27 protein-coding genes and 1 tRNA gene are annotated in these 25,664 nt (G+C 71.3%); 18 read left to right on the forward strand and 10 right to left on the reverse strand.

What is annotated here, in order from left to right; all coding sequences use genetic code 11:
* Positions 1 to 17 precede the first annotated feature (17 nt).
* On the forward strand, positions 18 to 449 hold the full coding sequence (locus F1734_RS07225) for a type II toxin-antitoxin system Rv0910 family toxin (RefSeq protein WP_010593091.1): 432 nt from the start codon (positions 18 to 20) through the stop codon (positions 447 to 449).
* A 101-nt stretch (positions 450 to 550) separates the two neighbouring features.
* Positions 551 to 2,812, forward strand: coding sequence for an ATP-dependent DNA ligase (locus F1734_RS07230; protein WP_203011476.1), 2,262 nt, complete (start codon positions 551 to 553; stop codon positions 2,810 to 2,812).
* Between the two features lie 32 nt (positions 2,813 to 2,844).
* Here the strand turns inward: F1734_RS07230 and F1734_RS07235 are convergent, their stop codons facing one another.
* Positions 2,845 to 3,549 (reverse strand): MerR family transcriptional regulator, encoded by a 705-nt coding sequence (locus F1734_RS07235; protein ID WP_010593089.1) that lies wholly within the window; start codon positions 3,547 to 3,549, stop codon positions 2,845 to 2,847.
* 112 nt (positions 3,550 to 3,661) lie between these two features.
* Between F1734_RS07235 and F1734_RS07240 the strand changes: the two genes are divergently transcribed.
* The 3 genes from F1734_RS07240 (at position 3,662) to F1734_RS07250 (ending at position 6,343) form a co-directional block, all read left to right on the forward strand.
* Positions 3,662 to 4,879 (forward strand): erythromycin esterase family protein, encoded by a 1,218-nt coding sequence (locus tag F1734_RS07240; protein ID WP_203011477.1) that lies wholly within the window; start codon positions 3,662 to 3,664, stop codon positions 4,877 to 4,879.
* Between the two features lie 297 nt (positions 4,880 to 5,176).
* Positions 5,177 to 5,944, forward strand: coding sequence for a methanethiol S-methyltransferase (mddA, locus tag F1734_RS07245; RefSeq protein ID WP_010593087.1), 768 nt, complete (start codon positions 5,177 to 5,179; stop codon positions 5,942 to 5,944).
* A gap of 69 nt (positions 5,945 to 6,013) precedes the next feature.
* Positions 6,014 to 6,343: a YnfA family protein gene (locus tag F1734_RS07250; RefSeq protein WP_010593086.1), complete on the forward strand. Its 330-nt coding sequence runs from the start codon at positions 6,014 to 6,016 to the stop codon at positions 6,341 to 6,343.
* Between the two features lie 12 nt (positions 6,344 to 6,355).
* Here the strand turns inward: F1734_RS07250 and F1734_RS07255 are convergent, their stop codons facing one another.
* The 3 genes from F1734_RS07255 to F1734_RS07265 form a co-directional block, all read right to left on the reverse strand.
* A complete protein-coding gene (locus F1734_RS07255) occupies positions 6,356 to 6,814 on the reverse strand; it encodes a hypothetical protein (protein ID WP_203011478.1) in 459 nt (152 codons plus the stop codon).
* A 149-nt stretch (positions 6,815 to 6,963) separates the two neighbouring features.
* On the reverse strand, positions 6,964 to 7,728 hold the full coding sequence (locus F1734_RS07260; RefSeq protein ID WP_017679401.1) for an amidohydrolase family protein: 765 nt from the start codon (positions 7,726 to 7,728) through the stop codon (positions 6,964 to 6,966).
* Positions 7,725 to 9,020 (reverse strand): lactate 2-monooxygenase, encoded by a 1,296-nt coding sequence (locus tag F1734_RS07265; RefSeq protein WP_010593083.1) that lies wholly within the window; start codon positions 9,018 to 9,020, stop codon positions 7,725 to 7,727. The genes F1734_RS07260 and F1734_RS07265 overlap by 4 nt, the downstream gene beginning before the upstream one ends.
* Before the next feature lie 200 nt (positions 9,021 to 9,220).
* On the opposite strand from F1734_RS07265, the gene F1734_RS07270 reads away from it, so the two are divergent.
* From F1734_RS07270 to F1734_RS07285, 4 genes are all read left to right on the forward strand, one after another.
* A complete protein-coding gene (locus tag F1734_RS07270; RefSeq protein WP_010593082.1) occupies positions 9,221 to 9,535 on the forward strand; it encodes a rhodanese-like domain-containing protein in 315 nt (104 codons plus the stop codon).
* Complete coding sequence (locus tag F1734_RS07275) at positions 9,532 to 9,891, forward strand: rhodanese-like domain-containing protein (RefSeq protein ID WP_010593081.1); 360 nt, start codon at positions 9,532 to 9,534, stop codon at positions 9,889 to 9,891. The genes F1734_RS07270 and F1734_RS07275 overlap by 4 nt, the downstream gene beginning before the upstream one ends.
* 115 nt (positions 9,892 to 10,006) lie before the next feature.
* Positions 10,007 to 10,291: a metal-sensitive transcriptional regulator gene (locus F1734_RS07280; RefSeq protein ID WP_040274363.1), complete on the forward strand. Its 285-nt coding sequence runs from the start codon at positions 10,007 to 10,009 to the stop codon at positions 10,289 to 10,291.
* Between the two features lie 25 nt (positions 10,292 to 10,316).
* The gene (locus tag F1734_RS07285) at positions 10,317 to 10,715 is read left to right on the forward strand and encodes a DUF302 domain-containing protein (RefSeq protein ID WP_010593079.1); all 399 of its coding nucleotides are present in this window, start codon (positions 10,317 to 10,319) and stop codon (positions 10,713 to 10,715) included.
* 83 nt (positions 10,716 to 10,798) lie between these two features.
* On the opposite strand, the gene rpe is transcribed toward F1734_RS07285, so the two are convergent.
* Complete coding sequence (rpe, locus tag F1734_RS07290) at positions 10,799 to 11,518, reverse strand: ribulose-phosphate 3-epimerase (RefSeq protein WP_203011479.1); 720 nt, start codon at positions 11,516 to 11,518, stop codon at positions 10,799 to 10,801.
* A gap of 98 nt (positions 11,519 to 11,616) precedes the next feature.
* Between rpe and F1734_RS07295 the strand changes: the two genes are divergently transcribed.
* From F1734_RS07295 to F1734_RS07305, 3 genes are all read left to right on the forward strand, one after another.
* Positions 11,617 to 12,360, forward strand: a complete 744-nt coding sequence (locus F1734_RS07295; protein ID WP_203011480.1) for a Clp protease N-terminal domain-containing protein — start codon at positions 11,617 to 11,619, stop codon at positions 12,358 to 12,360.
* A 90-nt stretch (positions 12,361 to 12,450) separates the two neighbouring features.
* The gene (locus F1734_RS07300) at positions 12,451 to 13,209 is read left to right on the forward strand and encodes a hypothetical protein (protein WP_203011481.1); all 759 of its coding nucleotides are present in this window, start codon (positions 12,451 to 12,453) and stop codon (positions 13,207 to 13,209) included.
* Positions 13,202 to 13,729, forward strand: coding sequence for a nitroreductase family deazaflavin-dependent oxidoreductase (locus F1734_RS07305; RefSeq protein WP_048774076.1), 528 nt, complete (start codon positions 13,202 to 13,204; stop codon positions 13,727 to 13,729). The genes F1734_RS07300 and F1734_RS07305 overlap by 8 nt, the downstream gene beginning before the upstream one ends.
* A 38-nt stretch (positions 13,730 to 13,767) precedes the next feature.
* Here the strand turns inward: F1734_RS07305 and F1734_RS07310 are convergent.
* Positions 13,768 to 13,840 (reverse strand) — tRNA-Arg (locus F1734_RS07310).
* Between the two features lie 405 nt (positions 13,841 to 14,245).
* Here F1734_RS07310 and F1734_RS07315 point away from each other — a divergent pair.
* The 3 genes from F1734_RS07315 to F1734_RS07325 all read left to right on the forward strand — a co-directional run bounded on the left by F1734_RS07315 (position 14,246) and on the right by F1734_RS07325 (position 17,759).
* Positions 14,246 to 15,019 carry a neutral zinc metallopeptidase gene (locus tag F1734_RS07315; protein WP_010593074.1) on the forward strand — a complete coding sequence of 258 codons (774 nt, stop codon included), beginning with the start codon at positions 14,246 to 14,248 and terminating at the stop codon, positions 15,017 to 15,019.
* Between the two features lie 318 nt (positions 15,020 to 15,337).
* Positions 15,338 to 16,162, forward strand: coding sequence for a M23 family metallopeptidase (locus F1734_RS07320; protein ID WP_017679408.1), 825 nt, complete (start codon positions 15,338 to 15,340; stop codon positions 16,160 to 16,162).
* A 76-nt stretch (positions 16,163 to 16,238) separates the two neighbouring features.
* Entirely contained in the window at positions 16,239 to 17,759 is a 1,521-nt protein-coding gene (locus tag F1734_RS07325; protein ID WP_010593072.1) for a glutamate-cysteine ligase family protein, read from the forward strand.
* Here F1734_RS07325 and F1734_RS07330 read toward each other — a convergent pair whose 3' ends face one another.
* From F1734_RS07330 to F1734_RS07345, 4 genes are all read right to left on the reverse strand, one after another.
* Positions 17,760 to 20,045: a M28 family peptidase gene (locus F1734_RS07330; RefSeq protein ID WP_203011482.1), complete on the reverse strand. Its 2,286-nt coding sequence runs from the start codon at positions 20,043 to 20,045 to the stop codon at positions 17,760 to 17,762.
* Between the two features lie 100 nt (positions 20,046 to 20,145).
* Positions 20,146 to 21,369: a globin domain-containing protein gene (locus F1734_RS07335; RefSeq protein ID WP_010593070.1), complete on the reverse strand. Its 1,224-nt coding sequence runs from the start codon at positions 21,367 to 21,369 to the stop codon at positions 20,146 to 20,148.
* Between the two features lie 55 nt (positions 21,370 to 21,424).
* On the reverse strand, positions 21,425 to 21,865 hold the full coding sequence (locus F1734_RS07340; protein ID WP_010593069.1) for an RrF2 family transcriptional regulator: 441 nt from the start codon (positions 21,863 to 21,865) through the stop codon (positions 21,425 to 21,427).
* 66 nt (positions 21,866 to 21,931) lie between these two features.
* A complete protein-coding gene (locus F1734_RS07345; RefSeq protein WP_010593068.1) occupies positions 21,932 to 22,384 on the reverse strand; it encodes a CBS domain-containing protein in 453 nt (150 codons plus the stop codon).
* Positions 22,385 to 22,531: 147 nt separating this feature from the next.
* Between F1734_RS07345 and F1734_RS07350 the strand changes: the two genes are divergently transcribed.
* The 3 genes from F1734_RS07350 to F1734_RS07360 all read left to right on the forward strand — a co-directional run bounded on the left by F1734_RS07350 (position 22,532) and on the right by F1734_RS07360 (position 25,563).
* Positions 22,532 to 23,482, forward strand: coding sequence for a universal stress protein (locus F1734_RS07350; RefSeq protein ID WP_010593067.1), 951 nt, complete (start codon positions 22,532 to 22,534; stop codon positions 23,480 to 23,482).
* A gap of 91 nt (positions 23,483 to 23,573) precedes the next feature.
* A complete protein-coding gene (locus F1734_RS07355; RefSeq protein WP_010593066.1) occupies positions 23,574 to 24,614 on the forward strand; it encodes an LLM class F420-dependent oxidoreductase in 1,041 nt (346 codons plus the stop codon).
* Positions 24,615 to 24,660: 46 nt separating this feature from the next.
* Positions 24,661 to 25,563, forward strand: a complete 903-nt coding sequence (locus tag F1734_RS07360; protein WP_010593065.1) for a universal stress protein — start codon at positions 24,661 to 24,663, stop codon at positions 25,561 to 25,563.
* Positions 25,564 to 25,664: the final 101 nt, after the last annotated feature.

Here is a 25,664-nt window from a genome sequence, read left to right on the forward strand (position 1 = left end):
CGTCTACGCTGCCGGGCATGGCCAAACTCGAGGTATCGACCGACCTTCCGCTCGAACCGCACCTCACCTGGGTGCGCGCGTCGGACCTGCACGGATTCGACGAGTGGCTGACCATCCACGACGGGTGGCGCAGCGACCTGCCGAGCGAACTCGTCGTCGGCACCACCGCAGAGTCGGTCGTGTCGGTGAAGGGGATGCGCAACCGGGTCGCGTGGACCGTCCGCGAGATCGACTCGCCGCACCACCTCGTCCTGCACGGTTCCGGCAAGGGCGGCACCCGCTTCAAGTTGCGGATGACGGTCCGGGCCGTCGGGGTCGGTTCCGTGCTCAGCCTGAACATCGACCTGGGCGGGGCGCCGCTGTTCGGGCCGATCGGCTCGGGTGTCGCGCGGGCCCTGCACGGCGACATCGAAGCCTCGCTGCGCCGATTCGCCGAACTGTACGGCTGAGCCGCCCATGAGCTGCGCCGAGGATGCACTTTTCGCGGGCGACACGCGGAGGCCGGCGCGAGAACTGCACGCTCGCCGGCCGCGCTCGGCACAATGAGGCGATGACGACCCGCACGTTCGAAGGCCGTCGTCTGAACCTGACGAACCTCGACAAGGTGCTCTACCCGGAGACGGGCACCACGAAGGCCGACGTGGTCGACTACTACGTGGCCGTGGCCCCGGTGATGCTGCCGCACGTCGCGGGCCGGCCCGGCACCCGCAAGCGCTGGCCCGAAGGTGTCGGCGGCGAGTCGTTCTTCGAGAAGAACGTCGCCTCCCACGCGCCGAAGTGGCTCACCCGTAAGACGGTTCACCACAAGCAGCGTTCGGTCACCTATCCGGTCTTCGACTCCGTCGCGGCGCTGGCCTGGCTCGGGCAGCAGGCGGCACTCGAATTGCACGTGCCGCAGTGGCGGTTCGCGGGTTCCGTTCCGGGCCCTGCGACGCGGATCGTGTTCGACCTCGACCCCGGGGAGGGGGTCACCCTGGTCCAGTGCGCCGAGGTGGCCCGGCTGGTGCGCGACATGGTCGGCGGGCTGGGCTGGCCGGCCTACCCGGTCACCAGCGGCAGCAAGGGGATACACCTGTATGTTCCGCTCGACCGCGAACTCGCCCCGGGTGGGGCGTCGGCCGTGGCGAAGCAGGTGGCGATCAACCTCGAGACTCTGCATCCGGACCTGGTCACCGCGACGATGGCCAAGGCCGCACGCGGCGGGCGGGTGTTCCTCGACTGGAGCCAGAACAACCAGGCCAAGACGACCATCGCCCCGTATTCCCTGCGCGGCCGCGAGCAACCGTGGGTCGCCGCGCCCCGCACCTGGGACGAACTCGACGATCCCGGGCTGCGCCAGTTGCGGTTCGACGAGGTGCTCGCGCGACTGGACACCGCTCCCGACCCGCTCGCCGACCTCGACCCGCCGCGGCCCGAGCCCGACGCCCTGACCGAGTACCGGGGCAAACGCGACCCGTCCCGCACGCCCGAACCCGTTCCCGCCGCCGTGGGTTCCGGGCCGGGCAACGCCTTCGTCATCCAGGAACACCATGCCCGCCGGCTGCACTACGACCTGAGGCTCGAACGCGACGGGGTGCTCGCGTCGTGGGCGGTACCGAAGAACCTGCCGGACGACCCGGGCCGCAACAACCTCGCGGTGCGCACCGAGGATCATCCGCTCGAGTACCTCACCTTCCACGGCGTCATCCCCAAGGGGGAGTACGGCGCCGGCAGCATGACGATCTGGGACACCGGCAGCTACGAGACCGAGAAGTGGCGCGACGACGAGGTGATCGTGCGCCTGCACGGCGCGCGGGTGCAGGGCCGGTACGCGCTGATCCGCACGGCGGGCAACCAGTGGCTCGCCCACCGCATGAAAGACCAGGGCGGACAGGCGGGTCCGCCCTCGGGATTTCCGCGCGACCTCGAGCCCATGCTCGCGACACCGGGTGAGGTGACCGGTCTCGACGCCGACGAATGGGCCTTCGAAGGGAAGTGGGACGGCTACCGCGCCGTGGCCGAGATCGAGAACGGGCAGCTGCGGCTGCATTCGCGCTCCGGCCGCGACATCACCGGCGACTACCCCGCCCTCGCCGACCTCACCCGCGTCCTCGACGGACACGACGTCGTCCTCGACGGGGAGGTGGTCGCGTGCGACCCCGGCGGAGTCACGAGCTTTCCGTTGCTGCGGACCGGCGGCACCCCGCAGTACTTCGTGTTCGACGTCCTCTACCTCGACGGGGTGACCCTGTACCGCAAGCCCTACGCCGACCGGCGACGCGTGCTCGACGCGCTCGCGGCCGCGACCGACGGATTGATCGTGCCGGACGTGCTGCGCGGCAACGGATCCGAGGCGCTCGAGGAGAGCACCCGGCGCGGCTGGGAAGGCGTGGTGGCCAAGCGGCGGAACTCGGTGTACGTGCCGGGCCGGCGCAGCCCCGACTGGGTGAAGTCGAAGAACTGGCTCACTCAGGACGTCGTCATCGGTGGCTGGCGCCTCGGGAAGGGGGCTCGTGCCGGCACCTTCGGCTCGCTGCTGGTCGGCGTGCACGGCGAGGCCGGGCTGGAGTACGTCGGCCGTGTCGGCACCGGCTTCGACGAACCCGAGCTCGCCGATCTGTCGGTCGCCCTGGCCGGTCTGCGGCGCCGCACCACCCCCTTCGCCGGTGACGTTCCGCGCGAGGACGCGCGGGACGCTGTGTGGGTGACCCCGAAACTGGTGGGGGAGGTGCGGTTCCGGGAATGGACCGACGCCGGCAAGCTCTGGCATCCGAGCTGGCGCGGGCTGCGCGACGACATCGACCCCCAGGACGTGAAGAGGCCCGCGCAGTAGAAACCGGATCCGTGGCCGCGCGGGGTCGTCGGCTACGTCTGCCGTGCCCGCTCGAGCATCGTGAGGTAGGTGTCGAGCTGGGCCGCGCCGGCGAGAAGAGCGCGGCTGCGCGTGGTCAGCCGGTCCTGCCAGGCGTCGAGAAAAGCCGTCGACGCGGCGGCGCCGTCTGCCGTGCGCAGGGAGTCGACGAACCGGGCGACCTGGGTCAGCGGATAGCCGCCCCGCCGCAGCTGCCGTGCGATCTCGGCATCGCGCACGCACTCCGGCCCGTATTCGCGGTAGCCCGTGGCCCGGTCGCGGTCGGGCCGCAGAATGCCGTGGGATTCCCAGGTGCGCAACGTGGCCGGGTGCACGCGGAGCCGGCGCGCGAGCTCACCCACCGTCAGCGGTCGACCGCGCACGGGGGTCGATGTCGCGGTGGCCAGGGCGTCCAGAGCGGTCGCCACCTCGATGCGGGTGTCACGTTCGGCGAGCAGCGCGGCGTGCGCGGCATCGACGAGCCGGTAGGCGGATTCGGTGTCGCCGCGATTGGTCGCGTGCATGATCTCCGTCGCCGGCCGGTGTCCGTGGCCCCCGCGCAACGCGAGGAAGGTGCGCAGCGCCTGTGCATGCAGGGGCGTGTAGCGCCGGTAGCCGGCCTCGCTGCGCTCGGTCGGGGGGAAGACTCCCGCGTCGTCGTAGTTGCGGATCGCCTGTGCGGACAACCCGTGTTGCCGGGCCAGGTCGACGGGTCGCACCGCGCACCTCCGGTTTGAAGGTTCGATCTGCCGATCGCAGGTCGAGTTCGCAGAAGCTTCACTCGATTCTTCAACGATAGCGTCGAGGGCAGTTCCTTCCGTAAGGAGTGTCATGTCATCTGCCGTATCACTGCGCGGGATCGGCCGTCCGCTCGACGACCCGGCCGGCGTGGACCGTGCCCTCGACGACCTGCTCGCCGCGCGGAGCGAGCCGCCGGTCCTGTTGGCCCTCGGTGAGCCGACCCACGGGATCGAGGCGTTCCCGCTGCTGCGTAACGAACTGCTCGCTCACCTCGTCGAACGGGGGTTCCGGTCGATCGTTCTGGAGACCGACTTCTTCGCCGCCTCCGTCGTCGACGACTACGCGGCCGGGGCGCCAGGAGAGATCGACACGGTGCTCGCGACCGGATTCAGCCACGGGTTCGGCGCCGTGCCGGGAAACCGGGAACTCGTGGAGTGGCTCCGCGCGCACAACGCCGGGTGCGCGCCGCAGGATCGGGTTCGCTTCCACGGCTTCGATGCGCCGGTGGAGTACTCCGGTGCACCGAGCCCGCGACACACCCTGGTCCGGGCCGGGGACTACCTGCCCGCGGCGCTGCGCCCCCGATCGGTCCACGACCTCGACGCCCTCCTCGGCGAGGACGCGGACTGGACCGACCAGGCGGCCATGTTCGACCCGGCGGCGTCCGTCGGCGATTCCGATCGTGCCCGCGCTCTGCGCGTCGTCGCCGACGACATCGCCGGCGCGCTGCGGCGCGCGGCACCGGCCCTGCGTGCCGCCGACCCGGCCGGTTACGACCGGGCCGTCGCGCACGCGCGCACCGCCCAGGGCCTGTTGCGCTATCACGCGGCCATGGCCCATCCCGCCCCCGATCGCATCGCCACCCTGCTCGGCGTGCGCGCCGAGATGATGGCCGAGAACCTGCTCGCGATCGTCGCGCAGGAGCGGCGACGCGGACCCGTCCTGGTGTTCGCGCACAATGCGCACCTGCAACGCGCGCAGTCCCGCATGCAGGCCGGCGAGGACGGGGCGCAGTGGGGAAGCGCCGGCGCGCACGTCGGGCTCGCCCTCGGCGAGCGCTACCTCGTCGTGGCGACCGACGCCGCCCCGCACAGCGAGCCGGGCACCCTTCAGCGTGTGCTGACCGAGGCGACGACCCGACGCGCCCTGTTCCCGGCGCCGGCTCTGCGCGCCGCGCTCGACCCGTCGATCGTCCCGGGCCCACCGATCGTGCCCGGCCACATCCCGCTGGGCCCGGCCGACCTGGACGGCGCCGACGCGATCGTCTTCGTCGCCGACACCGACGGAAAGCGGCACCGGTACTGGTAGCCATCGCAGCGGGCCTGCGGCACGCCGTCCGGACACCCTGCGCGGCAGAGCGTCTCGCGCACAGGCTCCGGCGCGCCCGCACGGGGAAGAACTCGCTCGCATCTTCGGAATTCGCCCAGGCCACGGCGTGGGCAGATACCGAAAGTGCGAGCAAGTCCGGGCGGTGGACGACCGCCGGGGTGCCGGAAAACTCACCCCGGGGTGCCTGTCCTCCTCCGCCGCGTCGGCGCACCGTGGTCACACGGCACATCCGCCGACTGTGGCACGGGCGCCGCGCCCGGAGGAGGAAGGTTCACGATGTTGCAGACGACCGACAGGGGTGGCCTGAGCCGTACCCTGATGACCGCGTACGGCGCGGTCGCCTACGCCGTGTTCTTCGCGGTGTTCCTGTACTCGATCGGGTGGGTCGAAGGTCTCGTGGTGCCCCGCACCATCGACGAGGGGCCGCAGACGCCCGTCGTCGTGGCCGTGATGGTGAACCTGGCCCTGTTGTCCGTGTTCGCCGTTCAGCATTCGGTGATGGCCCGGCCGTGGTTCAAGCGCCGGTGGACCCGCATCGTCCCGCAACCGATCGAACGCTCCACGTTCGTACTGTTCGCCACCGCCGCCCTCGCGCTGGTGATGTGGCAGTGGCGTCCGCTGCCACAGGAGGTCTGGGACGTGGACGCGACCCCGGTGCGCGTGGCCCTGTACGCGGTGTCGTTCGCCGGATGGGGTCTCGTGCTCGCATCGACGTTCGCGATCGACCACTTCGACCTGTTCGGCCTGCGCCAGGTGCTGCGGAACTTCGCCGGGAAGTCGCCGGCCGAAGCCGAGTTCCGCACCCCGATGCTGTACCGGGTGGTGCGCCATCCGCTGTATCTGGGTTTCCTGATCGCGTTCTGGGTGGCGCCGACGATGAGCGTGGGGCACCTGCTGTTCGCCGCCGTCACCACCGGATACATCCTCGTCGCACTGCGGTTCGAGGAACACGATCTGACCGAGACGTTCGGCGACCGGTACCGCGACTACAGCGCCCGCGTGCCCCGGCTGGTACCGCGCCCGCGCGCGGTGAGCCGAACCTGACCATGTTCCGGGCCGGCTCCGGTGCGGGCGCCCCGCACCGGAGCCGTGCAACGCCGTAGGGTGCTTCGCGTGAGTATCGCGAAGTCCCTCGCCCTGTTCGCCGTGGCGGCGCTGTTCGAGATCGGCGGCGCCTGGCTCGTGTGGCAGGGGATCCGGGAACAGCGCGGCTGGATCTGGGTCGGGGCCGGGGTGATCGCGCTCGGCGCGTACGGGATGGTGGCAACGCTGCAGCCGGATGCGAACTTCGGCCGCATCCTGGCCGCCTACGGCGGAGTGTTCGTCGCCGGATCCCTCGGGTGGGCGATGATCGTCGACGGCTTCCGCCCCGACCGGTGGGACGTGGCCGGGGCGCTCGTCTGTCTGCTCGGCGTGGCGCTGATCATGTACAGCCCGCGCTGAATTCCGACGAAGTCAGCCGACGGTCACCGTCCCCACGGCCGGTGTCGAATTGCAGATCGGGCCGCTGCTCAGGTTCACCGAACCGAACACGGTGGTGAGCACGGTGCCCGGACCGGTGTTCACCACCTTCGCCAGGTTCGGGTACGTCCCCTCGAGGTCGACGATCCCCGCCTGGCCGGTGCTCTGATTGAGCCACGCGACCGACACCTGCCCGGCGGCAGGCATGGGACCCAGTCCCGGTGCGGTGGAGAACAGTACGTGCCCGGGTGGGATCCCGGGATTCGCCTCCGGTCCGGCCTGCGCGGTGATCGCCGTGATCGAGGCCAGGCTGCCCTGGTTGAGGCATCCGAAGGTCAGTGCCGTGCCGAGGGATTGGGGCGGTGCGGCGCCGGCGCTGCCGGCGAACAGGACGGCGGCCGCGATCGGCGCGGCGGTGGCGAGGATTGCTCGGGTGGTTCGGGCGGCGCTCATGCTGATGCTCCTGGGATCGGAATGTCACGTCCGGGTGCCGACCGCCGCGCCCCGCCGGCGGCGCGCCCCGCGCACCGAATGACGCCCCCGAGTGTAGATCGCGGACGGCGGAGCAGACGACGTTTCGCAGATCTTGGTTGCCGGGGATGTCAACGCACGCGGTAGAACTGCGCGGCATTGTCGTGGAGTGCCCGCGCGGCGAGTTCCGGGCCCAGGGTGTCGGTGACGATCTCGACGTCCGCGTCGAGGAACGGCCGCGGGGCCCGGGTGGACGGTAGATCGGTGCCGAACATCAGGGCGTGGGGATTCCGGTCGGCCACGGCGCGCAGCACGGGGGCGACGTCGAAGTCGACTCGGCCGAAACCGGTCGCCTTGACCCGGACCCCGCGGTCGACGAGTGCCGCCAGGTGGGGAAGTCCGGCGGCGGACAGGCCCAGGTGGTCGATGCTGACCGCGGGGAGGGCGGCGATCGTCCCGGTCAGGGTGGGCAGTGTGCGCGCGTCGACGTACAACTCGGTGTGCCAGCCGGCGACGTCGTGCACCCGGCGGGCGAGCGTGCCGAGGTGGTCGGCGGATTCCGAACCGCCGCGGCGCAGGTTGAACCGGATGCCCCGCACCCCGGCGTCGTTCAGCCGCGTGATCTCGTCGTCGGTCACGGTCGCCGGCAGCTGGGTGACTCCCACGAAGCCGGGTCCGAGCAGCGCGAGGGCGTCCAGCAGGTAGCTCTGGTCGAAGCCGTGGAAGGAGCCGGACACGACGACGCCACCGGTGACGCCGAGCCCGCGGACCCGCTCGAGATAGTCGGTCACCGTGAACGGCGGGGGCACGTATCCCTGGTTCGGGATCACCGGGAAGCGGGGATCGACGATGTGGAAGTGGGCGTCGAAGATCGGCATCCGGTGTGCACCGGTCACGTGCGGGTCACCGCGTCCGCGGTGATCTCCTTCACCGACGTCAGCCCGCTGAGCCCGAGCGTCAGGTCGAACTCGGCAATGATGTTCGCGACGGCGTCGCGGGCTCCGTCCCGGCCGCCGACGGCCAGGCCGTACAGGTGGGGGCGGCCGACGGTGACCGCGTCGGCGCCGAGCGCGAGCGCCTTGAACACATCCGATCCGGTGCGGATTCCGCTGTCGAGCAGTACCGGCACCCGGCTGTCGACGGCGGGGACGATGCCGACCAGGGCATCGAGGGCGGCGATCGCGCCGTCGACCTGGCGGCCGCCGTGGTTGGAGACGATGATGCCGTCGGCCCCGGCGTCGAGGGCACGGCGGGCGTCGTCCGGATGGAGGATGCCCTTGAGCAGCACGGGGAGATCGGTGCGTTCGCGCAGCGACTCGATCTCCGTCCACGTCAGGGAGGGTCGCGAGTAGATGTCGAGGAACGTCTCGACCGCGGCCCGGGGTTCGGGGGAGCGGAGGTTGTCGAGGAGGCGGCCGGGGTAGCGCCGGCTCATCGAGAGCAGTGACCTGATCGCGCCGAGGGTCACCTCCACCTCGGGACGGGCACCGGCGGCCGCCGCGATGCGGTCGCGGACGATGCGCACGAACGTCGGGTCCGAGGTGTACTGGGCGATCCCCTCGCCGCGGGCGAACGGCAGGGAACCGAGGTTGAGATCCTGCGGCCGCCAGCCCAGCAGGGTGGTGTCCAACGTGACGACCACGGCGTCCGCGCCGATCGCCTTCGCGCGGGCGAGCAGGCTGTCGACGAGGTCGTCGTCGCTGCTCCAGTACAACTGGAACCAGCGTGGGGCATCTCCCATCGCCGCCGCGGTGGCCTCCATCGGCGCGCAGCCCTGGTTGGAGAGGATGTAGGGCACACCGAGTTCGGCCGCCGCGCCACCGATCGCGACGTCGGCGTCGGGATGCGCGAGTTCGGCGGCGCCGACCGGCGCCAGCAGGACCGGGGCGGGCAGGGTGCGGCCGAACAGTTCGACGCTCAGGTCGCGGTGGGAGACGTCGCGCAGGACGCGGGGGACGATCTTCCAGCGGTCGAACGCCTCCCGGTTGGCGCGCATCGTCGCGCCTTCACCGGCGCCCCCGGCGATGTAGGCCCAGCCGCGGCGGCTCGTCTTCCGTCGCGCCAGACGTTCCAGCCCGGCGAAGTCGGTCGGCACCGGGGGAGTGCGCCCGAGCACTCCGGCCCGGTAGATGACGTTCTGACGGGCACGGCCCGCGCCGGGCTGCGGCGCCACGGGTCCCTCGCTCATCGGCGATTCCTCCCAGGTGCATCGGGTCGGGGATCGTCTCGGACGCTACCGGAACGGTCGCGGCGCCGGACCCGGGCGGCCGTCGCCCGGGCGGGGACGGTGGACAGATCTGCATATACCCCCTAGGGTATGTAGTACCCCTCGGGGTATGAACCTCGAACGACGGCACGATGCCCACCGGTGTGGGCCGAGGAGTGGACATGAGGGAAATCGACATCACCGCATTCGCCGACGCGTGGAAGTCCGGCGCGACCGTGGTGGACGTGCGCGAGGACTACGAGTACGAGCAGGCGCACGTGCCCGGCGCCCAGTGGATTCCGCTCGGCGAACTCGGGTCCCGACTCGCCGAGATCCCGGGAGCCGACCTCGTCTACGTCGTCTGCGCCTCCGGTAATCGCAGCCTGCGCGGGGCGGACATCGTGTCCGCGTCCGGGCGGCCTGCGGTCTCGGTCGCCGGCGGCACCAAGGGCTGGCTGCGGGCCGGTCACCCGGTCGAGCAGGGTGGCACCCGATGAGCCTGCTCGAGAAGGTCAAGGCGCGCTTCGCCAAACCCTACGAGACGGTCGACGTCCGTCGCGCACGCGAGCTGCTCGAGGCCGGGGCGGTCCTCGTCGACGTGCGGTCCGCCGCCGAGTACCGGTCCGGGCACGCGCCCGTCGCACAGCACTGCGAGCTGTCCCAGGTCCCCACGCGCGCGGCGCGGATCGTCCGCAACCGACCGGTGGTGTTCGTCTGTCACTCCGGCATGCGGTCGGCCAGCGCCGCGCGGATGTTCGCCCCGGAGGCGCAGGCGCCCGTGGCCTCGCTGCGTGGCGGCATGATCGCCTGGGAACGGGCCGGGGAGCGGGTGGTCAGGGGCGGTCGCCGCTGAAGGCGACGCCGGATCGAGCGGCCCGTGATCCGGGAGGCGGCATCGAGTCGGAAGGTGGGCGCGGGAATACCCCACGGGGTATGATGTGTTCATCTTCAGTATGAAGGGGCCGACCATGACAGTTAACACCGTGAATGCCGCAGAATCCACCACCCAGGTTCTCAACCGGCTGCGCCGTGCGCAGGGCCAGCTCGCCGGGGTCATCTCCATGATCGAGAGCGGGCGCGAGTGCCGCGAGGTGGTCACCCAGCTCGCCGCGGTCTCGCGTGCCCTGGACCGGGCCGGCTTCAAGATCGTCGCCACCCGGTTGCGGCAGTGCGTCCTCGACGAGCAGGACGACACCTGCGTCGACAAGCTGACCGAGGAGGAACTCGAGAAGCTCTTCCTCGCGCTCGCCTGACATCAGCGAATCACGAAGGAGCGCTATGACACTCGCCCTCGCCACCACGCTGCGCGCCCCGCTCGACGACGTCGTCGAGCGCACTCGTGCGGCACTGAAGGAGCAAGGCTTCGGGGTGCTCACCGAGATCGACATGCAGGCCACCCTGAAGACCAAGATCGACGTCGACATGGAGCCGTACGTCATTCTCGGGGCGTGCAACCCGCCGCTCGCGCACCGGGCCGTGTCGGCCAACCGGCAGATCGGGCTGCTGCTGCCGTGCAACGTCGTCGTCCGGCGCGATCCGGAGGACTCCGGCACGGTCCACGTCGAAGCCATGAATCCGCAGTTGATGGTGCAGGTGGCCGAAGACCCCGAGCTGCAGCCGGTCGCCGACGAGGCCGCGCGGCGGTTGCAGGCGGCGATCGACGCGCTGGGTAGCTGAGCCGTCACGACGGGCGCCGGGATGTCTCTCGGCGCCCGTTTCGCGTGTGTCACGGTCTCCCGTGTGTCACGGTCTCCCGTGTGTCACGGTCTCCCGTACGCCGTCCGGGCCTTCTCCCGCAGCAGGCGCACGGCGCGGGCCGGGTCGTCCGTGCCGTAGACGGCGGTGCCGGCCACGAAGCAGTCGGCACCGGCCGTCGCCGCAGCCCCGATGGTGTCGAGGTTCACCCCTCCGTCGACCTCGATGAGCAGGTCGAGTTCACGTGCGTCGACCAGGCGTCGCGCCGTGCGCACCTTGTGGAGCATCTCGGGAATGAACCGTTGACCGTTGAAACCCGGCGGCACGCTCATCACCAGGAGCGTGCCGAAGTGCGCGAGCGTGCCGAGGTGCGGTTCGAGCGGGGTCTGCGGTGCGAACGCGAGACCGGCACGGGCGCCGGCGGCTCGCAGGCGACCGGCGAGGGCGATCGGGTCGCGGGTCGCCTCGATGTGCACGGAGACGTTGTACGCGCCGGCCTCGGCGTAGTCGACTGCCCACCGGTCGGGGTCCTCGATCATCAGGTGACAGTCGAGCGGCAGCGGCGTGTGCCGGGCGAGGGACCGCACGACCGGCAGCCCGAAGGTGAGGTTGGGGACGAAGTGCCCGTCCATCACGTCGATGTGCAGCCAGTCGGCTCCGCGGTCGGATCCACCGGCCACGATCCGCGCCTCGTCCGCGAGACGCGCCAGGTCGCCCGAGGCCAGGCTGGGTGCGATGAGGGGCTCGCGGCGGCGGCCGGGGCCGGTGCGGACATCGGGGTCCATGCGACGACGGTACCCGGAGTCGGCGCACGTGGGAGGCACGCCGGAATCGTCGTCAACCGAGCGTTGACGAGCGTCATCCGTCAACCTATGGTTGACGAATGACGAATCCGATCCCCATGAGCAATCCCGTGCGGCTGGACGACCTCATCGACGCCATCGAGAAGGTCCACTCCGATGCCCTCGAACAACTGACGGACGCCGTTCTCGCCGCCGAGCATCTCGGAAAGGTCGCCGACCACCTGATCGGCCACTTCGTCGACCGGGCCCGTCGCTCCGGCGCGTCCTGGACCGACATCGGCCGCAGTATGGGCGTCACCAAGCAGGCGGCCCAGAAACGTTTCGTGCCCAAGGGGTCCGCCGATCTCGATTCCGAACAAGGCTTCAGCCGATTCACCGAACGTGCCCGGAACGTCGTCGTGGCGGCACAGAACGAGGCCCGGGCGGCCGGCAATGCCGAGATCGCCCCGGAGCATCTCGTGCTCGGTCTGCTGAGCGAACCCGAAGCCCTCGCGATGCGCGCGCTCGTCGCGCAGGATGTGTCGCCGGACGCGGTCCGTCGCGCCGTGGCGGCGACGCTCCCGCCGGCGACGGGGGATGTGCCCGACCTGATCCCCTACGACGCGCGCGCCCGGAAAGTGCTGGAACTGACCTTCCGGCAGGCGCTGCGGCTCGGGCACAACTACATCGGCACCGAGCACATCCTCCTCGCCCTGCTCGACCACGAGAACGGCAGCGGCGTTCTCGGCGGTCTCGGGGTGGACGCCGCCGTCGCCGAAGCGCACGTCGCCGAGGCCGTGGCGGCGGAACAGGCCGCGTACGAGTCGCACGGACGATCGGACTGAGCAGGTAGCTGTCCGCTCCGCAGCAGGAAACCGGCTCCGCCGCCTGCTCTTCGGTCTACCGTGGAGTCGAGTAAGCCGAGAGGGGGAGCAATGACCTACCCGCTCGTCGAGAAGACCCGGGAACGCTCGGAAACCGGGCGGCATCTCGTGACCGAGGACTACACGAAGACGCCGTCGCTCTGCCGACACGGGGTGTGGGTCGGCCGGCAGATCGACTTCTCCGAAACCGTGCTGATCTCCTTCGAGCACGGCCACGAGAATCTGTCCGTCGGCTGGATCGTCGACGGCGCGGCGATCGTGCCGGCAAGCTACTACGCGCCGTGCCAGGGTGCGCCGGCGATCCGGTACCGGTGTCCCGGGGACGGTCGGAACCTGCACACCCTGTCGCTGATGAGTACACCCGGCAGCGACCGGGGCTGTGTGGACCTGCAGGTGGTGTTCACGCGTCCGCCACAGTGGAATCCGCTCGAGTACGGCCCCTCGACGAGGGTGTGCCTCCGGGGGCGGGTCGTCGAGTGGCCGTGGTACCTCCTGCAGCAGGAACAGGAATGCTGGGAGCGGTTTCGGAAGGTCTTCGAGAAGTACGTGGTGGTGCCCCGTCCGGTTCCCGCTCCGCCCGGCCCGGTGGAGCGGTGGATCGCCAGCCTTCGCGGCGACGAATCCGTGACGGTACGGGCGCACTTGGACACCGTCGAGCACCTGGACCCCGCGCGGGACGGCGACCTCTTCGCTGAACTACGTGCCGACCTCGCAGCGAGGTTCCTCCGGTGGGCGAACTCCGCGGACGGACCGGATGCCGACGGCCGCTCGGCCGACACGGCGAGCAAGGCCGATATCCTCCGTGAGTGACGAGGGTGGAGCTGCGACCGGCCGGTCCGTGCTCCGGCGACTGGCCGAGCGGGTGTACGACGGCGCCGTGCTCGTCGTCGACACAGCCTTCACGGTGGTGCGTGTCGCCGTGTGGCGCTCGCGTTGGAAGCCCGCCCTGACTGCCGTGCGCCGGTACAACAAGTCCGTCCTCAACCCGGTGATCCTGAAGAGGAGAGGGGCGACGGTCACCGCGGTGCACCACGTCGGCCGCCGATCCGGGAAGCCGTACGTCACCCCGGTCTGGGCGGAACGAGCCGGACAGTCGTTCTTCGTCCATCTGCCCTACGGCACCGACGTCGACTGGTGCCGCAACGTCCTGGCCGGTGGGGGCTGCACCCTCGAGCAGGCCGGCGTGCGCTACGACGTCGTCGCTCCCGTGATCGTGCCCGCAGCGGAAGCGGAACCGCATCTGACACCGGCATCGAGAAGGATGCACCGCCTGTTCGGCGTCCGGTCGTACCTGCGGCTCGACGTCGCCCCTGAAGCGAAGGTCGACTGATCCAGGGCCGGCAGCGGAACTCGGCCGGCGTTCCCGTGTGCCCCCGGCAGGATTCGAACCTGCGACACCGGCTTTAGGAGAGCCGTGCTCTATCCCCTGAGCTACGAGGGCGGCGCGCGGTGAACCGGTTCGATTCGATGCGCGGTGTGAGTGTAGCCGGGATCGGGGTACCGGTGTGAAACGGTCGCGGACCTGGGGCGCAGCGGTTGTACCCGCCCACTCCGCCCGGCCACTCCGCCCGACCGAATGTCACACGCCGTCGATCCAGCCGAACGCATGTGACATTCGGTCGGGCGCACCCCGGCGACGGCAGTCGGGCGCACCCCGGCGGCGGCAGTCGGGCGCACCCCGGCGGCGGCAGTCGGGCGCATCCCGGCGGAGGTGCGGCCAGTGATCCCGGGGGTGGGAAACGTCCCCCTCGGGGTGACGGGGCGCAGCCCGAAGAGCCCTGGATCGAGACCCCCGCACGCCGGAGGGTGGATCCGCAAGCCGAATCCTCGTCCCCCGGGAGTGCTCATGCCTCGTTCCGTTTCGTGCACGATCCGCCTCGCCGCCGTGGCCGTCGTCGCCGTGGTGCCCGCCCTCGGTGCCGTCGCTCCGGCCGCCGCGGAGGACGAGGCTGCACTGCAACAGCTTTCGCCCACGGCGGAGTGTCCGTTCGCCGCCGGGCCCACCGGGCAGTACACGACGGAGATGATGGGACCGTATGTGCAGTGCTTCCTTCCGTCGATCGAGTCGTGGATCGACGCCACCTATACGGACATGCCGCATCCGAACGCCTACTACGCGGTATCGGCCGGGAAGCCGGGGGAGGCGGCGCCCGGCTGCGCCTACGACGAGAACTCGCTGATGTACTGCGCGGCCGACCGCAGCCTCTACATCGGCGAGAAGGCGGCGAGGGAACTGGTGAGTGACTACGGGGAGATCGCCGTTGCCGCGGTGCTGAGCCATGAGGTGACGCATCACTTCCAGACGATGCTGGGGCTGCCGCAGCCCGACCCGGCAGAACCCAACAGCGCAATCCCGTACGAGAACCAGGCCGACTGCGGATCGGGCGCCTTCGTCGCGTACTCCGAACGGGATCTCGGCGTCACGATCGAGCAGGCCGACCTGGCATCACTGGGGCGGGCGTTCGCCGCGGTGGGGGAGGACAAGGGGCCGGAGCGCACCCACGGCACCGTCGAGCAGCGCATCCAGGCATTCGATACCGGCTACCTCAGCCCGTCGCCGACGCCGTTGCTCTCGTGCGTCGACTATGTCCCCGACGCGCCCCTCGCGTATGTCGGCTGAGGCGGCAGGCGAACCGCTGTGATCACAATCACATAACCGGAGGCGGCTCCGGCCGGTTGTGCGGGAGTGGGACGCGGCGTCGGGGTCCGGTGGACGCTTCCGCCGTGTCGTGCCCACCGCAGGACGGGTTTCCGCTGTTCACGAGGGCGCGGGAAGCGCGACAGCCGACGACGGCGCCGCGGCGTCGGCCGCCCTACCCACCGCGACGGTGTCCGAAACGTAACGCTGGCGCTGGCCTATATCGTTTTGTTACTTTGAGTCGCCAGAAACGGCCGGGGGTCACCCGGCGCGCAACGGACGACGGATGAGGTAGCAACTGTGGGACGGCACCAGCGGGCAGGCGACGAGGCGACCACCTTCGAGATGGACCTGTCCGGTGCGTCCTCCGGCCGCGGCCGGCACCGCGTCGAGCCCGCCGGCCCGTCGGCGCCCGTGAAGGCCGCCACCGTCGCCGCCGCCACCGGCGCCTTCTTCGCCGTCGGCGCGCAGCTCACCGCCGGCACGGCCAGTGCCGCCCCCGCCCCCGCTCAGACCGGCACGCTGCCCTTCGAGGTGCCCCAGGGTCTGCTGCCCGAGGGCTTCGAGCTCCCGCAGCTGCCCGGAGCGCCCGCCCCCGCCGACGAACACGGCCACGGGCATGCCGCCGCTCCCGCCCTGCCGCCGGAGCTCGACGCCCTGGTCGACCAGTTCGCCACGGGTCAGGGCTGGCTGAACAACCTCAACCCGGCCAAGCCCGCCACCGTGCAGCCCGTCTCGGGCACGCTCACCTCGGACTTCGGCCCCCGCTGGGGCAGCCACCACGGCGGCATCGACATCGCCGCCCCCATCGGCACCCCCATCAAGTCCGCCGCCGACGGCACCGTGCTCGACGCGGGCGCCGCTTCCGGCTACGGCCAGTGGGTGCGCGTCCTCAACGACGACGGCACCACCGCGGTCTACGGCCACGTGGACACCTACCAGGTCAGCGCCGGCCAGCGGGTCACCGCCGGTCAGCAGATCGCCACCGTCGGCAACCGGGGCTGGTCCACCGGACCGCACCTGCACTTCGAGGTGTGGGATCAGGCCGGCGGCAAGACCGACCCCAACGCCTGGCTCAGCACACGCGGCGTCGTCGCCGACTGGAGCAGCTACCGCGCCGTCTGACGCTCGCCCCCACCTGCGGTCGCTCGGCCGCTAGGCTGACGAATCATCACCTAGCGGGGGAGAGGGACACGGCTCCATGGGCACGCAGATCAAGGCTCGGTCCTTCACTCGCGCCGACCGGCGCGAGTTCCGCACCAAGGTGCAGGCCTGCCTGGCCGCCCTGGAGCGGATGCTGCGCGAAGGCGCCTTCACCGATGCGCGCGAACGCCCGGAGCCGCTCCTGGGCATGGAGATCGAGTTCAACCTCGTCCAGGACGACATGGAACCGGCCATGTGCAACCTCGAGGTGTTGCAGGCGATCGACGATCACGCCGTGTTCCAGACCGAGCTCGGCCAGTTCAACGTCGAGATGAACGTCGACCCCGGGCCGTTCGCCGGCGACGCCGTCCTCGACATCGAGAACTCCCTGCGCGAGTCGCTGCGCCGCGCCGACACGCGGATGCACCGACAGGACGCCCAGCTCGTCATGATCGGCATGCTGCCGACGCTCGAGCTCGCCCACCTCGACCGGGAACGCATCACCGCCAATCCGCGCTACGAGGCCCTCAACGAGCAGATCTTCGCCGCGCGCGGCGAAGACATCGAACTCGATCTCGACGGCGTGCCCCTGCCCGGCCGCGACGGTGCCGAACAACTGCGGGCCGATGCCAACTCGGTCGTGCCGGAGGCGGCGTGCACGTCGCTGCAACTGCATCTGCGGGTGGCTCCGGAAGACTTCGCCGAACACTGGAACGCCGCCCAGTGCCTGGCCGGGGTGCAGGTGGCGCTCGCCGCCAACTCCCCGTTCCTCGCCGGCAAGGCGCTGTGGCACGAGAGCCGGATTCCGCTGTTCGCGCAGGCCACCGACACCCGCACTCAGGAGCTGAAGAACCAGGGGGTGCGCCCGCGGGTGTGGTTCGGCGAGCGCTGGATCGACTCGGTGACCGACCTGTTCGAGGAGAACTCGCGGTACTTTCCGGCACTGCTTCCCGAGGTCTCCGAGGTCGACCCGCTCGCCGAGCTCGATGCCGGACGGACTCCGGGCCTGCGCGAGCTGCAGATGCACAACGGCACCATCTACCGCTGGAACCGGCCCGTCTACGACGTCGCCGACGACCACCCGCACCTGCGGCTCGAGAACCGGGTGCTGCCGGCGGGGCCGACGGTGCTCGACGTCATGGCCAACGCCGCGTTCTACTACGGGGCGCTGCGGGCTCTCGTCGACGCCGACGTGCCGCTGTGCCGGTTCATGAGCTTCGACGCCGCCCGCGAGAACCTCGGGATCGGGGCCAAGTACGGTCTCGACGCGCGGCTGTACTGGCCCGGACTGGGGTGGGTCGGAGCCGACGAACTCGTGCTGCGCCGGCTGCTGCCGATGGCGGACGCGGGGCTGACCGCCTTCGGCCTGTCGCAGCAGGCGCGGGACAGGTACCTGGGCATCATCGAGGGCCGGTGCCTGAACCGGCAGACCGGTGCGGCGTGGCAGCGCGCGCAGGTCGTCGAACGGGAGGACGCCGGCGCCGACCGGCGCACCGCCCTCCACGGAATGATGCGCGACTACATCCGGAACATGCTCGGTGGCAAGCCCGTTCACGAGTGGCCGCTCGGCGCGGTGTGATCACAACCGGACGGTCCGGGTCACCGCGACCGCCGGGGTGACCACGACCCGGTCGTCCGGAGCGCGGTATTCCGGGACCGCGGTCAGCTCGTCGGTGACATCGGCGACGTGCAGCACGGTGGTACCGGAGCGCGGAACGACGGTCAGCCGCACCTCGATGCCCTCGGCCGGCGTCCCCGAGAACAGGAACCCGAACGGCGCGGCCGGTGCGGCGTTCCGGCCGGCCACCGCGACCTCGCGCACCTCCGCGGTCGTCTCGTCCACCCACAGCCCGACCGTGGGCGCCCCGCGCGGTGACGTCAGCCGCAACGTCAGCGTCCGCTCGTCGCCGTCGGTGACGTCCGCGACGACGTCGAGCCCGGGCGCGGGCAGCGGCGCGGCCGGTGCCCGGCCGTGGGCGAACCTGGTCTCGCTGCGCCACGGGAACGCGTCCGGCAGGGTGGCCGGCGCCTCGGTCAACAGGGCGCGGCTCCAGTCCGACGCGGGGGCGCGCGGCGAGGCCCACACGGCGGCGCCGGTGTCGGCGTTCAGTGCGTAGAGGAGCTGTTCCTGCCGCGGCGGGGTGGCGCCGTCGCGGTTGACCCAACCCCCGGTCGGCGCGGCCACCACCACGACCGCCGCGGCGGCGATCGCGGCGAGCCGCAGCTGCGACGGGTCGCCGGCGGCGTCGACGAGCGGCAGCGCCAGCGCGAACAGCACCGCGACGAACACGCCCGCGAGCGGCGCTCCGGTGAGCAGACCGGCGTCGAACGACGCGACCGCGCCGGGCACGAGCACCACGACCGCCGGCACGGTCCCGGCCACCGTCACGGGCGTCCGCCACCCGCGCCGGTCGGCCGGCAGCCGGTCCACGACGAGCGCGGCGACCGCGGCCGGCAGCGCCGGCAGGACCAGGACGGTCGCGACGCCCAGGAAGGGCAGCGCGGCCACGGCGGTGACCGCGACGGCGAGCAGCGCGCCCGTCGCGAACGCCGCCGGGCCGACGCGGCGGCGCACCGCCGGGTACGCCGCGAGCAGGACGGCGACGGCCGCGGCCACCGCGGCAACCTGATAGGGCACCGGCCGGTACGGTTCCCGCAGGACCGCCGAGGCCTGCCCGGGGGCGATCCGCAGCGCGAGCCACCACGGGACGAACGCCGCACCCGCCGCCGCGGCCGCCACGGCGATCGAGATCCCGCCCGATGCCGCGAGCCGGCCCGCCGAGGCGGTGCCGTCCCGGATCCGCCGGGCCACGAGGGCACCGGTGACGGCGGCGAGCAGCGCGGTCAGGGCGATCTCGAGCCAGCGGGGGAAGTGCACCGGTCCCCAGGGCAGGGTGACGACGACGTCGTCGCCGCCGGAACCGAGTTCGGCCAGGTCGATGGACGAGAATCGCTGTGCCGCAGCGAGGGTCGTTTCGCCCATGCGCTGCAGCGACGAGGTGTCGAGCCGGTCCGCGGTGTCGACGGGGCTGTGATAGTAGGCGCCGCCGCCGGCGACCGCGGTGTCCGCGGCGTGCAGGCCGGCCTCGGTGAGGCGGCGGAAGTCGGTGTCGTTGGGCAGCAACTCGAACGCCGTCTGGGTGAACGAGTCCGCGGTCGTGCCCGGCACGTCGGACAGCACACCCACGAGACCGGCGTTGGGTGAGGAGATCCGGAAGGTGACGGGGACGCCGCCGTTGCCGCGGGCCTCGTGGTTGAGCACCACGGTCGGCCGCGCGTCGGCCGGCTGCCGCCTCGTGTACTCCTCGGCGCCGAGCAGGCCGCGTTCCTCGCCGTCGGTGACGAGCACCGTCACGTCGTTCCGGGGACGGGGGCCGGCGGACAGGGCCCGGGCGGCCTCGAGGACCGTGGCGATTCCGATCCCGTCGTCGCCCGCGCCGGGGGAAGCGGGGACCGTGTCGTAGTGCGCGGCGAGCACGACGGAACCGGTGGGGTCGGTGCCCGGGAGGGTGGCGACCACGTTGGCGACCCGGCCGCCGCGCTGGGTGCCCTGCACGGCGGTGGTCGACCAGCCGACGCCGTCGTCGACGCGGGCGGCCCAGCCGAGTCCGTCGAGGACGCGGACCAGGTAGTCCCGCGCCGCGGCATGGCCGGCCGAGCCGGGCGGGCGCGGCTGCGCGGCCACCGCCTCGACGTGCGCCGTCGCGCGGGCGGCGCTGAACTCGGTCGGTGGGGTGTCGGCCGGCGCGGGCGCCACCGGGGTCCGCAGCGTGGCCGTGAGCGCGACGAGGAGCAGCACGAGCAGTCCGATCCGGACGGGACCGCGGGGCGTGTCCGCACGGGCGGGGACCGCGACGTCGTCCATGCGAGCGAGCCTAGCGCCGGATCGTGGAGACGACCGTGCCCCGGCCGGGGCCGGGGCACGGTCGCAGGGAACTCAGGCGCTGGGACTCAGGCGCTGGGACTCAGGCGCTGGGGGCCCAGCTGTCCGGGCCGAACACCTCGTAGTGGATGTTCTCGGCGGGCACGTTGCGCTCGATCAGGGCCTCGCGCAGCGAGAGCATGAACGGCAGCGGACCGCACAGGTACGCCTTGGTGTTCGGGTCGAGCGGCAGGTCCGACACGTCGGCCCGGCCCACGCGCACGGTCTCGAGCGGTTCGCGGGCACCGAGATCCTCGTACCAGCGGTGCACCTCGGCGGACGGGATGCGCTCGACGAGGGTGGCGAGTTCGTGCCGGTGGGCGTGGTTGGCGACGGAGCGGTCGGCGTGCAGCACCGAAACCTTGCGCTCGTCACCGGTTTCCGCCAGATGCGCGAGCATGCCGATCATCGGGGTGCAGCCGATGCCGGCGGAGGCCAGCAGCAGCGGGGCGCCGTCGTCGGGCAGCACCAGGTCGCCGAACGGCGTGGTCACCTGCAGATCGTCGCCTTCGAAGACGTTGTCGTACAGGAAGTTCGACACTTCACCGGCCGGCGCGACGGCGCCGTCGGGGGTGGTGGTCGCCAGGATCCGCTTGACGGTGATGCGCCAGTCTCCCTGCGACGGCGCGTTGGTCAGGCTGTACTGGCGGATCTGGCGGGCGCCGTCGGGGAGCACGACGCCCACCGAGAGGTACTGGCCCGGGCGGAAAGCAGGCAGCGGGGCGCCGTCGAGCGAGGTCAGGACGAACGAGACCGTGTCGGCGGACTGGTGCCGGCGCTCGGCGACGCGGACGGTGCGCCACACGTCGCCCGGTGCGACGCCCGCGGCCTTGTACAGGTCGTCCTCGAGCTTGATGAGGGTGTTGGCCATCAGCCAGTACAGCTCGTCCCAGGCCGCGGCGACCTCGGGGGTGACGGCTTCGCCGAGGACCTCCACGATGGCCTCGAACAGGTGCTTGTGGACGATCCAGTACTCGTCGGGCTTGATGCCGAGGGAGGCATGCTTGTGCGCGATGCGGGACAGGATGGCCTCGACCCGGGCGGGATCGGGGTCGAGTTGCAGGGTCGCGAACGCGGCGATGGAGCCGGCGAGGGCCTTCTGCTGTTCGCCCTGCTTCTGGTTGCCGCGGTTGAACAGGTTCCGCTCGAGCTCGGGGTGCGCGGCGAACATCTTCTTGTAGAACAGGGGGGTGATGTCGCCGATGGCGGCACCCACGGCGGGGAGGGTGGCGCGGATGACTTCCTTGGACTCGGCTGAGAGCGGCATCGTGGACTCCGTTTCGATCGGGCTGGGCGGGTTCGCGGGCTGTGGAACCCTGCGGTCAGACGGCGGGGCGGGTGAGTTCGAGCAGGACGGTGCGGGTGGGCGGGCGGGCGAGGTCGGCGACGGTGACGGCGTCGAGGGCGGTGTAGAACGCCTCCTGGGCGCGTCGCAGTGCGCCCCGGAGGCTGCACCCGGCGCGCAGCGGACACGGCTTGTCGCCCTCGCAGGCGACGACCTCGTTGTCGCCTTCGAGTTGCCGGGCGAGCCATCCGACGGTGGCGGACCGGCCGAGTTCGGTGATGGCCAGTCCGCCGCCGCGGCCGCGGCGGGTCGTGACGACGCCGAGTTCGCTCAGTCGTGCGACCACCTTGGTGGTGTGGGCGTACGACAACTCCAGTTGCTCGGCAACGCTTCTGGTACTGGGGGAGCTGTCGGGCGCGGCGGCCGCCAGGTACATGACAACTCTCAGTCCGAGATCGGTGAACTGGGTGAGTTGCATGAACCGAGACTAGATAATTGTCATCCCAAATGACAATTTAATGTGACGCAGATCGCTTTCCGGTCTTCAGTGCTCGAGCAGGGGAAGGATATTGCGCCAGCTGACGATTCCGATCGGCCGGCCGTCGCGCACCACCGGCACGGACCGCAGCCGCATCTGCAGCATCGCTCGCGCGATGTCGAACAGCTCCGCGTCCGCGTCGAGGGCGACGGGCGGCAGCGCCACCGCCCGCACCGTCAGCGGCCGGCGGATCGCGCTCACGATCGGCTCGGGCAGATCGGCATACACCGACAGCCGCGCCAGGTGCGCCCCCGCCAGGGCCTCCTCGGTGATCAGGCCGCACAACCGGCCGTACTCGTCCACCACCGGAAGTGTGGTGAAACCGTTGCGCGCCAGCACCTCCCCGGCCCGCTCCAAGGTGGCGTCCACCGTCACCGCCAGCACCGGCGTGCTCATCACGTCCGCCGCGCGGACCTTGCGGGCCGCGGCATCCGTCACGCGGATCGGACCACCGGACATGACGCGCCTCCTCTCCCCACGATTGTGGCCGCATCCTCCCCGCCGGACCAGTGGCTCCGGACTTCCCGGAGAAGGACCAAAGACCATTCCTGGCCCAGGGGGAGCGGGTTAACCTCGAGGCCGAGGACGATCCCTGCGACGAGAGCGGTGACCGACGTGAAGTTCCCCGGCAGCAAGACGCACCACGAACCCGCGCACGACGAGGCGGTGCGGTCGAACACCGTGGTGGTCGGGATCGACGGCTCTCCGGCCTCCGACGACGCCGTCCGGTGGGCCGCCGCGACCGCCGCCGACCGCGGGTTGCCGCTGCACATCGTGCACGCTCTGGACTTCGCCCCCAGCGGGTACAGCGGGGCGCCGTTCATCCAGACCGCGCAGGTCTTCGAATGGGTCGAGGACGAGGGCAAGACGCTGCTGCAACGGGCCGAGGAGGTCGCCCGCACCGTCGCGCCGGCGCTCGAGATCACCACCCGACTCGCCGCCACCGGCAGCGCCCGCTGGCTCATCGACCTGTCCGCCCACGCGCGCATGCTCGTGCTCGGTTCCTCCGGCACCGGCCGGGTGGGCGAGGCCCTGCTCGGCTCCACCCCCGTTTCCGTGGCCAGCCACGGCCGGTGCCCCGTCGTCGTCGTTCGCGGCGAGGCACCGGAGTCCCTGCCCGACACCCGGCCCGTCGTCGTCGGGGTCGACGGCAGCACCCTCAGCGAGAAGGCCGTGCACGCGGCGTTCGAGGAGGCCGGTCTGCGGGGTGTCGACCTGGTCGCGGTCCACGTGTGGAGCGACATGCGGCGCGGGACGTTCGACGAGGCCGTCGAGGTCTCGATCGATCCCGACGCGTTCGCGGAATCCGAGCAGGCCCTGCTCGCCGAGCGTCTCGCCGGATTCCACGACCGCTACCCCGACGTGAACGTGCGCCGCGAGGTGTACGTCGACGGGCCGCGCGCTCACCTGCTCGCCTGGTCCGAGAAGGCGCAGCTGCTGGTGGTCGGCAGCCGCGGACGCGGCGGATTCACCGGCATGCTGCTCGGTTCCACCAGCAACTCGCTGATCCGGGACGCCCACTGCCCCGTGATGGTCGTGCGCCCCGACGAGTCCTGAGGATCGGTGCCGCGCCCCGGCGGTAGGGTACCGGGAAAACGGTACGAGCGTGCCCGTCCGGGCACGCACCAACGGATCACGGGGTATGCCGATGCGCATCGGGATGGGACTGAACTACAGCGGCGGCTTCGCCGAGACGGCGGCGGAGGTGGCCGATCTGGAACGGGCCGGCCTCGACATCATCTTCGTGCCGGAGGCGTACTCGTTCGACGCGGTCAGTCAGCTCGGCTACCTCGCGGCCAAGACCGAACGACTCGAGCTGGCCTCGGGCATCTTCCAGATCTACACCCGCACGCCGAGCCTGACCGCGATGACCGCCGCAGGACTGGACTACGTCTCCGACGGCCGTTTCGTCCTGGGGATCGGTGCGTCCGGCCCGCAGGTCATCGAGGGATTCCACGGCGTCAAGTACGACGCGCCGCTCGGCCGCACCCGGGAGCTCGTCGACATCTGCCGTCAGGTGTGGCGCCGGGAAAAGGTCGAATACCAGGGCAAGTACTACCAGATCCCGCTGCCGCCGGAGAAGGGCACCGGGCTCGGCAAACCGCTCAAGCTCATCAACCACCCGGTGCGGGAACGCATCCCCGTCCTGATCGCCGCGATCGGCCCCAAGAACGTCGAGATGACCGCCGAGATCGCCGAGGGCTGGGAGCCGATCTTCTTCCATCCGGAGAAGGCCGCCGACGTCTGGGGCGATTCCCTCGCGCGCGGCAAGGCCAAGCGCGACCCCTCGCTGGGCGACCTGCAGGTCTACGTCGGGGCCGCCCTCGCGATCGGTGACGACGTCGACTTCCTCCTCGACTTCGTGCGCCCGCACCTGGCGTTGTACATCGGCGGCATGGGTGCGAAGGGGAAGAACTTCTACAACGATCTCGCCGTCCGCTACGGCTACGCGAAGGAAGCAGAGACCATTCAGGACCTGTACCTCGCCGGCCGCAAGGAGGAGGCGGCCGCCGCAGTGCCCGACGACCTCGTGCGGGCCGTCTCGCTGATCGGCCCCGAGAGTTACGTCCGGGAGCGGGTCGCCGCGTTCGCCGAAGCCGGCGTCACCACCCTCACCGTCACCCCGATCGCGGAGAACACCGCCGGCCGGGTCCGACTGATCGAACAGCTGCGGGAGATCTGCAACTGACGCTCGCGAGAACCGGGCCGCCGGCCCGCCGACAGAGGGGACACCTATGACCGATACCCAACCGATCGTCGTCGCGGTCGACGGATCCGACGCGGCGGCCACCGCGGTGATCTGGGCGGCCCGCGCCGCCGCGGCCCGTGCGTTGCCGCTGCACATCGTCACCGTCGTGCACATCCCCGCCTTCTACTACTCCGAGCCCTACCTCGCGGAGAGCTTCCACGAGGAGATGAAGGAGACGGCGCGGGCCCGGCTCGACAGCGCCGTGGTGCTCGCCAAGCGCATCGCCGACGAGCAGGGCCCGGTCGAGATCACCACCGAGCAGATCGAGGGCAAGGTCGTCCCCACCCTCGTCGAGGTTTCGCGCCGTGCCGACACCGTCGTGCTCGGCTCCCGCGGCCTCGGCGAGGTCAAGGGGCTGCTCGTCGGCTCCGTCACCCTCGGTCTCGCCTCGCACGCCCACTGCCCGGTCGCGATCGTGCGCGGCCGCACCCTCGACGGGGCACCCCCCTCCGACGGCCCGGTCGTGGTGGGCGTCGACGGCTCCGAGGCGTCGGTGCGCGCCGTCGAGGTGGCGTTCGCCGAGGCGGCCGCCCGCAAGGCCACGCTCGTCGCGGTGAACGTGTGGAGCGACGTGAGCGTGCAGCCGTCGCTGGGCGCGGTGCCCGAGGATCCGCAGTGGAGCCGGATCCAGACGGGCGAGGAGGTCGTGCTCGCCGAGAACCTCGCCGGGTTCCAGGAGCGCTACCCGGACGTCGTCGTCGAACGCGTCGTCGCGCGGGACCGGCCGGTGCGGGTGCTGAGCGAGTACGCCGAACGCGCCCAGCTGATCGTCGTCGGCTCCCGAGGCCGCGGCGGCTTCAAGGGCCTGCTGCTCGGATCGACCAGCAATGCGCTGATGCAGACCGCCGACTGCCCCGTGCTGATCGTCCGGCCCGACGGCGAGAAGTAGCCCTCCCGTCCCGGCCTGCGCCGCATGTGGTTGCGCGGCTGGGTGCTTCTCGCGCGCGTTCTCACGCGCGCGAGAAGCACCGCACCGCGCGACCGTACCCG

Origin of the sequence: Rhodococcus ruber, assembly GCF_016804345.1 — a bacterium.
GTDB classification, from domain to species: domain Bacteria; phylum Actinomycetota; class Actinomycetes; order Mycobacteriales; family Mycobacteriaceae; genus Rhodococcus; species Rhodococcus ruber.